This is a genomic window from Actinomadura sp. KC345 (genome assembly GCF_004348515.1).
GTDB lineage: Bacteria > Actinomycetota > Actinomycetes > Streptosporangiales > Streptosporangiaceae > Spirillospora.
In genome coordinates this window covers 36402-42661 of the sequence record NZ_SMKH01000028.1, presented here as the reverse complement: position 1 = coordinate 42661, position 6260 = coordinate 36402, and the positions used below count along the sequence as shown (strand labels likewise).

The window sequence follows — 6260 nt, the reverse complement described above, 5'->3', positions numbered from 1 at the left end:
CGCCGGGGTGGGGATGGGCGGCGAGGTGGGTCAGCTGGGGGAGCGGGCCCCGCCGCCGTATGCCGAACCAGTGCAGTGCCTCCCGCAGCACGGCCGGGTCTCCCGGGTCGCCTGCCGCCGCCACGTCGGCGAGCAGGCCCCTGGCAGGCGGTGGCGGACCGTCCTGCGGATGGGGCGACCGCTCGCGCAGGCGTCGGGCCCCGTACTCTCCGCGTACCCGGCATCCGAAGCAGGTGCAGGGACGGACGCCGTGTGCGTCCGGCTTGTACCGCCAGCCCACGACCTGCGGCGCGGCGCGGATCCGGTGCACCTCCCGCGGCCGGACGGCCCGGGGGACGAAGACCTCCCACCCGCGCGGGTCGTCCAGCGCGGCGATCCGCCGGACCGCCTCTGCTGTGGGGACGGTGGAGCGCGTCCGGTCCGCATAGCGCCCGACCAGCACATGCTCGTCGTCGTCCAGCCGCACGTGGACGGCCACGAGCCTGCCCCGGCCACCGAAACGGGCCAGTTCACGCAGCCATTGGTGGGTGAGCGTATACGACCGCAACACCGGGAAGCAGTACACGCCGCGCTCGCCGCCGGGTCCGTGGTCGCCCGCCCGGATCCCGGACCGCCGGATGCGCGGCGCGTTCGCAGCCGCCGTCAGATGCAGGAACATCGCCATGAACCGGCATCCTAGGAGCCTTCTTCCGCGGGATCCGGCTCCGTCCAGGCGCGGGGTATCGCCACCGGTCGTCTGGGGCGCTCCGCGTCACCCGCGAAGAAGTCGGTTCCCGCTGCGAATGAGTCAGGAGACTCGGCGGCGAAACCCTGGAACGGTTACGGTCCGCTGGAGGATCGGAGATGCCGATGGCCGAACCGGCGAGCGGGTCGTTCCGGGTGGCTCTCTATTGGGCCTACCGGCGTGCGTGCCGTGCAGGCGTCGATGAGATCGGGACGGAACTCGTCCTGGACTGCGCGGCACTCAGCGTCAGGACTTCCGATGGCCGCCCACTCCTGCGTCCGCTGGTGGACAACGTCGGCTGGCGGGGCGAGACCGCGCGGACCGATCCGCCCCCGCCTTCGACGGAGTGGGAGTCGGTCTTCGGGCGGGAGGTGGCCTACCGAGCCGCCGTGCTGCTGGGAGAGGTGGCCTACTCCGGAGGAGTGGACCACCGCCGCAAAGGCCGGACCGCAGTGCCGGTGTTCTCGCCCGCCGTTCGATACGCCGTGCACGACGCGATCGCCGAGGCCGCGGACGAGGAGCACGGATACGCCGAGCCGCGTCACCTCGTGACGGCCCTGCTGAAGCTGCCCGGCCCGGGCGCCGAGTCGCTGACCCGCTGGGTCCCCGGCGAGGACCTGCGACGCATCGAGCATGGCCAGGGCCTACGGCGCGACGACAACCGCCAGACGTCGTGGGCGGTCAGCGTCATGAAACTCTCCGGGCAGGCTCCCGGTTCCGGGTCACGGTCGTCGCGTTGGTTCTGGCGGGCCGTGGAGTGGTGGCTCGTCCGTCAGTTCCGGCGTCCTTTCCGTCAGCATGGTGCCCGCTACGGCCACCCGATACTGCATTCGATCGAGGGCGACGCTGTGAGCAAGGCCCTGCAGACCGGCCACGGCGTCGTCACGGCCGCTCACGTCCTGCTCAGCGTGATCGACCTGCACGGGCAACTCGACCAGGCCGACACGCGACTGACGGACAGGGTCGCCCGGTGGAACCAGGCCGGCCTGATCCTTGCCGCACACGGCGTCCGTCCGGGTCTGGAGGCGTGGGCGGCGGCGGTACGACTGGAGCCCGCGCCGGACGATCCCGAGCATGACCTCACCGGCCTGCCGACCGAGGGCTGGCCGCCATTGCCCCCGGCGCCGGTGAACGACGCCGTCCACGGTCGCACGGCGCTGTCCGCGTTACGCCTGGCCAGCCTGTCCGCGCATCGCCTCGGCCACCCTTTCGCGGGCACCACCCACCTGCTCGCGGAACTGCTGGCAGACCCGGCGGGCCCTGCGGCACGGCTGCTCCGCGAGCTCAGCGCCGACCCCGCCACCCTCCGATCCGAGGCCGTCCAGCGCCTCGAAGCCGCCTGAGCGGACGACGTGACCGGACGCCGCCCACCAGGTGGACGGGTACATGCGGTGTTCGAGGAGGCCGTCCACCACGTCAGCTGCGGGCTTCGCGTCGCCGCAGGGGGAGAGGTCCGCGGACGGCTCACGCAGCGGAGGTGGTCGTCTCCTACGCGGCCCGCGGCCGTACCGTCTGTCTCACACCGGTGATCGACCAGGTGGCCAAGGTGCGGCTCCGGTTCGCGCACGGCTCGGGCTTGCCAAGGCCGGGTTCCTGAGGACTGTCCTTGTCGCAAGACACACAAACAAGATCGGGCGACGCCGTCCCAGCGGCCGTGTCGTCCAACATGGAGGAGCTCTCATGAGCGACCTGAACTTTGTTCTCAACATCCCGCTCGTCTTGGGCGACAACGCCGCCGAGATCGAGGAGCGGATCAAGGACGAGGCGCGCAACTTTTTCGGCCCGGACGTGAAGTTGGCACTCCCCACCGGGTACACCGCGAAGCCGGTGTCCGCCACGGACGCCTTCAACAACAGGAAGGCGTACGAGGTCCGGGACCTGAGCGTGAGGCGCGCTGGCTCCTCGTCCCAGGACACGCTCCTGCGGACCCTCGAGCTCTCGGACGTCCGTGGGGGCAACGCCGCTGAGATCAAGACCGAGATCGACCGCCGAGTGCGGGAGTTCTTCGGTTCGGACCACGAGGTCCGCGTCGGCGGCGGGAGCCCGGGCGCGCTGGAAGCCTCGGCACCCGAGGGCAACAAGCTGGGTTCCGAGGGCAAGCGGGTCTACTGCGTCAAGCGCGTGGTCGCCCAGCAGTCGGGGCGGTGGTCGACGGACTGACCGTCGCACGCCGCACCTCTCCGGCCGTCATCACGCGGTGACGGCCTCCCACACGTGACCCTTCGCCTACGCGAAGGGTCACTCGCTTTTCCGCGTAGTTCAGCGGTTCTGGCTTGCGCAGGCCGGGTTCGCGGGGACGGTTCCCGTCGCAAGGCACAAACCAGATCAGACGACGCCGTCCCAGCGGCCGCGTCGTCAGCAAGGAGAAACCCTCATGAACAACTTGAACTTCGGCCTTATCATCCCGCTCATCTTCGCCGACAACGCCGAAGAGGCCGAGTACGAGATGAGGCGCGTGGGCCACGCCTACTTCGGCTCGGACGAGCTGGCGTTCCCCACCGAGTACATCGCGGAGTCGGTGTTCGGCACGTACACCTTCGACACCAAGAAGGAGTACGTGGTCAGGGACGTGACTGTCCACCGCCGTTACCCCGGGTACCGGGATTCGCTGAAGCGGATCGCCCACCTTCGGACGGTCCCGGGCGCCAACGCGGCTGAGATCGAGGCCGGGACCGACCGGCTGGCGCGCGAGTTCTTCGGCTCGGGAAAGTTCGAGGTCGTCGCCGCGGAGGTCAACGCGCTGGAAGCGTCGGGCTCCAACCGCGGCAAGCCGGGCTCCACCGACGAGAACGCGTTCTGCGCCCAGCACGTGGTCGTCGAGCAGCAGAGGCGGTGGTCGACGGTCTGACCGTCGCACGCCGCCCCGCCGTCGTCACGCGGTGACGGCGTCCCACACGAGTGGCCCTTCGCCGTCGCGAAGGGCCACTTCCTTGTCCGGCGGTTAAAGTTGGGGCGACGATGGAGGTGGGGGATGGCGCGACGGCCGATGGGGCGGTTGGAGGCCGAGGTGCTGGCCGCGCTCGCCGGGGCGGATGACGCCATGAGCACAGCCGAGTTGCGCGACCGCGTCCCCGGAGACCCGGCCTACACCACCGTCAACACCATCCTGTTCCGGTTGCACGCCAAGCGCCTGGTCACCCGGGAGCGCGAGGGCCGCCTCTACCGCTACCGGCTGGCGGTGGACGAGTCCCGCCTGGTCGCCGACCGGATGCGCGACCACCTGCGGCACGCCAGCGACCCGTCCAGCGTGCTCAGCCGGTTCGTCCAGACGCTCACCTCCGACGAGGAGCGGGCCTTGCGCGCCGTCCTGGACCGCCCTCGCCACGGGGAAAGCGCGTGACCTGGCTGACGTTCCTGCCCACCGTCCTCTCGGTGGCGCTCGGAAGCGTCCTCGGCGCGGTGCCAATGCCGCTGCATCCGGCGTGGACGTCGCGGCTGCTCGCCACGGTCGCCGCCAGCGCCGTCGCCGCCGTCGTCGGGACGCTCGTGTTCGTCACCGTCAACTACGCCGCGACCCTGTTCCCCCGCGACGCGCACCGGCTGCCCGAATGGGCGCTTTTCGGTGACGACCAGCCCGTGCCCGCCGTCTTGGGCATCCCGGCCATCGCCCTGACCGGCCTGTGCGGCTACACGATCCTCAAGCTGGCGCGCCGGTGGGTCGGCGAGGTCCGCGGCGCGGCGCGGACGTCCCGGACGATCGTGGACTCGGACGCGCCAGTGGCACTCGCCGTCCCCGGCCGCGGCGGTGGGGTCCTGGTCTCCCGCGGCCTCCTGCGGGTCCTCGACCCCGCGCAGTTGCGGGTGGTGTTCCAGCACGAGGCGTCGCACCTGCGCCACGGCCACCACCGCTACCTCGCGGTGGGGGCACTTGCCGCGGGCACCGTCCCCCTTCTGCGCGGGCTCAATGCTCGCCTGCGCTTCGCTTTGGAGCGCTGGGCGGACGAGGAGGCCGCCGAAGCCGTCGGCGACCGCTCCCTCGTCGCGCGGACCATCGCCGAGGTCGCCCTGGCCCACTCCTCCGCGTCGCCCTTGCCGGCATTCGCCGACTCCGGTGTCGTCCAGCGCGTCGAGGCGCTCCTGGCCACTCCACCCGGCAAGAACACCGTCACCGGTCCCGTCGCCCTCACCGGCACCAGCCTGACCAGCGGCTCCCTCACCTCGGTCGCCTGGCAGATCGACCACGCCCTGGTTTTGCCCTTCCTATGAACCCGCCGAGCGGTGACGAGCACTCAGCTTTCGGTGTCGACCCGGTCGAAGCCGTTGGTGACGCGGCGTGCGTTCGCGGCGCTGCTGTCCGGCCTCAAGTGTCAAGGCCTATCGGCACCTGAATTACGCGCACGGAGATGTGCATTGGGGCTGCGCCGCAGTAGTGGTCGGGTGACACCGGAGTGAGTGGCCGAATGAGGCCTTGATCGGGTTGTGTGACGCCAGGGTCGCTACTCTGGGTTCACTTCCACTGATCAGCGGGGGAGCCGGTCATGCCCGCCTTCAAGGTCCCCTTAATGGTGGTCTAGTCGCCGGATGGCCGTCGCGGGGCACGGGGGAGGGGGACCTCCATCACCGACCGGGGGCCGCCGATCTCGTACCAGAAGTTGAAGACGGCAGTCGTCGGTCGCTGCCCCGGCACGGTGGTCAGGCACATCGGCCTCGGGTACGCGGTCGGCCGGGCGGTTCGGCACGGGCCCCATCCCCGGCATTCGCGCCGGTAAGCGCGTCAATCGGGTGACTGGTCGACGATCTTGCGGAGGGCGGCGACGTGGCCCCGGTAGGCGGCGCGGCCCTCGGCCGTGAGCCGGAGCCACACTCGCTGCCGTGTGTCGCGGACCGCCTTGTGCTGCTCGACGTAGCCGGCGTCCATCAGGACGCTCACGTGCTTGCTGAGTACCGAGGCGCTGACGTCCAGCCGCTCCTGGACCAGGCTGAACTCGATCTGGGTCGCCGGGTCGAGCATCGCGCAGATGCGCAGGCGCTGCGGGGCGTGGATGACGGCGTCGAACGCGTCGGCGGACGGGGCCGGCCGGGTCATGACGACCGGCCGCCCGTGAGCCGGTGGTGCACGCCGAAGACGATGATCGCCGCCCCGACGGCCACGGTGACGGCCTCGGAGCTCCAAGGCAGGTCGGTGGCGCTCTGCACGATGGCGTGGGCGCCCAGCAGCACGAGCATGACCACGGGGAGCGTCCACGTCCGCCGGCCGGACGGCCACATCAGCACCCGCATCCGCCTGACGACCACGTGCAAGAGCGTCGCGAGTCCCGCGCACCAGATCGCCACCCCGCCCAGGAGGGCCGCCACCCCCGCGGGTGTGTCCGGAGCCAGCGACACCAGGGGGCCGACCGGCGCGACCCAGATCCCGAGGGCGACGAAGTACCACAACGGGGTGCGGACGCCCGACACGGCGGCGCGGGCCTGTTCGGCCTCGCGCAGTGCCGCCGCGGCTTCGCCGGGAGTCGGTCGCGGGCCGGCGGCCACGGCGTCATCGTGTCTTTCCGTATTGGAAACTGTGCCCTTGGTTTCCGGTATGTCAACTCACGAC

The 6260-nt window shown here is 71.0% G+C and carries 8 protein-coding genes; 5 read left to right on the top strand and 3 right to left on the bottom strand.

The window, feature by feature from the left end; all coding sequences use genetic code 11:
• The coding region (locus E1281_RS07545; protein ID WP_207943160.1) for a HEAT repeat domain-containing protein at window positions 1–664 on the bottom strand (664 nt) is incomplete at its 3' end.
• A 179-nt stretch (window positions 665–843) separates the two neighbouring features.
• Between E1281_RS07545 and E1281_RS07540 the strand changes: the two genes are divergently transcribed.
• From E1281_RS07540 to E1281_RS07520, 5 genes are all read left to right on the top strand, one after another.
• Entirely contained in the window at window positions 844–2067 is a 1224-nt protein-coding gene (locus tag E1281_RS07540) for a Clp protease N-terminal domain-containing protein (protein ID WP_131876425.1), read from the top strand.
• Window positions 2068–2404: 337 nt separating this feature from the next.
• Window positions 2405–2884 (top strand): hypothetical protein, encoded by a 480-nt coding sequence (locus E1281_RS07535; RefSeq protein WP_131876424.1) that lies wholly within the window; start codon window positions 2405–2407, stop codon window positions 2882–2884.
• A 214-nt stretch (window positions 2885–3098) separates the two neighbouring features.
• Window positions 3099–3572, top strand: coding sequence for a hypothetical protein (locus tag E1281_RS07530; protein WP_131876423.1), 474 nt, complete (start codon window positions 3099–3101; stop codon window positions 3570–3572).
• Window positions 3573–3695: 123 nt separating this feature from the next.
• Window positions 3696–4064, top strand: coding sequence for a BlaI/MecI/CopY family transcriptional regulator (locus E1281_RS07525; protein WP_131876422.1), 369 nt, complete (start codon window positions 3696–3698; stop codon window positions 4062–4064).
• Window positions 4061–4930 (top strand): M56 family metallopeptidase, encoded by an 870-nt coding sequence (locus E1281_RS07520; protein ID WP_131876421.1) that lies wholly within the window; start codon window positions 4061–4063, stop codon window positions 4928–4930. Before E1281_RS07525 ends, E1281_RS07520 begins: the two co-directional genes overlap by 4 nt.
• A gap of 508 nt (window positions 4931–5438) precedes the next feature.
• Here E1281_RS07520 and E1281_RS07515 read toward each other — a convergent pair.
• Both E1281_RS07515 and E1281_RS07510 read right to left on the bottom strand, forming a co-directional pair.
• Window positions 5439–5750, bottom strand: coding sequence for a transcriptional regulator (locus tag E1281_RS07515; RefSeq protein ID WP_131876420.1), 312 nt, complete (start codon window positions 5748–5750; stop codon window positions 5439–5441).
• Complete coding sequence (locus tag E1281_RS07510; RefSeq protein ID WP_131876419.1) at window positions 5747–6196, bottom strand: hypothetical protein; 450 nt, start codon at window positions 6194–6196, stop codon at window positions 5747–5749. The genes E1281_RS07515 and E1281_RS07510 overlap by 4 nt, the downstream gene beginning before the upstream one ends.
• Window positions 6197–6260 lie beyond the last annotated feature (64 nt).